Origin of the sequence: Cryobacterium sinapicolor (assembly GCF_004403465.1) — a bacterium.
Lineage (GTDB): Bacteria > Actinomycetota > Actinomycetes > Actinomycetales > Microbacteriaceae > Cryobacterium > Cryobacterium sinapicolor.
The window spans coordinates 1-1327 of the sequence record NZ_SOGQ01000018.1 but is presented as its reverse complement, the minus strand read 5'-3'; the positions used below and the strand labels follow the sequence as shown (position 1 = coordinate 1327).

The 1327-nt window shown below is 66.2% G+C and carries 2 protein-coding genes; both read left to right on the top strand.

From position 1 onward, the window contains the following. The coding region (locus E3T28_RS16745; protein WP_420898257.1) for a Mu transposase domain-containing protein at positions 1-437 on the top strand (437 nt) is incomplete at its 5' end. Beyond that, complete coding sequence (gene istB, locus E3T28_RS03910; RefSeq protein WP_134428152.1) at positions 437-1255, top strand: IS21-like element helper ATPase IstB; 819 nt, start codon at positions 437-439, stop codon at positions 1253-1255. The genes E3T28_RS16745 and istB, both read left to right, overlap by 1 nt. The last annotated feature ends 72 nt before the right edge of the window (positions 1256-1327 follow it).

Sequence of the window (1327 nt, the reverse complement as noted above, 5' to 3'; positions counted from 1 at the left end):
CGGATCTGGCGGCGATGACGATGCTGCCGGTGTCGGCGCCCTCGACCGGGTTGCGCACCAGGGTGCGGCTTGGCCGGGAGTACTACCTCCGGGTTGATTCCAACGATTACTCCGTCGATCCGCGCTGCGCGGGCAGGTTCGTCGACGTCCATGCGACCGCGACGATGGTCACGATCACGCGCGAAGGCACGGTCGTGGGCGCCCATGCGCGGTGTTGGGCCAGGCGGGCAACGATCACCGATCCGGCGCATGTCGGCATCGCGAAGACCCTGCGCAGCGCCTTCGCTGAGGAACGCCGGTCCTTGGAACGCGCCAGCCGCCAGCATGCCGATGGCCACCGGGTAGCGCTGCGGGTGTTGACCGACTACGACGCGCTCTTCGGCGGCGACTTCACCACCACCGCGGCGGGCACCCCGGCCGAGAAGGCGTTGAGCTGATGAGCGCGCTCGACAGAGTGACACCGTCCAGCACCCCGCCGGCGGGACCGCAGATCGCCTCGACGATCGCGTATCTCGCGCGGGTGTTGAAGACCCCCACGATCGCCCGCACCTGGGAGGAGCTCGCCGACACGGCACGGCAATCCGGGTGGTCGCACGAGGAGTACCTCGCGACGGTCCTGCAACGCCAGGTCGCCGACAGGGAGGCCCACGGAACGGCACTGCGCATCGCCGGCGCCCACTTCCCGCAGGTGAAAACGTTGGAGGAATTCAACCTCGACCACCAGCCCTCGCTGCGCCGCGATATCCTCGCCCACTTGGCCACGACGACTTGGATCGCGAAGGCGGACAACGTAGTGCTGTTGGGGCCGCCCGGCGTTGGGAAAACCCACCTCGCGATCGGTCTGGGCGTCAAGGCGATCCAGGCCGGCTACTCGGTCCTCTTCGACACGGCCACCGGGTGGGTCGCCCGCCTCGCGGCCGCGCACACCGCCGGTCGCCTCGACCTGGAGCTCAAACGGCTACGCAAATACAAGCTCCTGATTATCGACGAAATAGGGTATTTGGCCTTCGATCACGATGCCGCGAACCTGTTCTTCCAGCTCGTCGCCGCCCGCTATGAACAGGGCGCCATTCTGGCAACCTCGAACATGCCCTTCGGCCGGTGGGGCGAGATCTTCTCCAACGAGATCGTCGCCGCGGCCATGATCGACCGCCTCGTTCACCATGCCGAGGTCGTCACCCTTGCCGGGGATTCTCACCGCACCCGCAGCCGCCGCGAACTGCTCGAGCAGCAACCCCAACCAGGCGCGAACTAAACCAAAAAGACCAACCCGAGGGGTCAAAATTCAATCGACGATAGAGGGTCAGTTTTTACCCGACGTTGACAG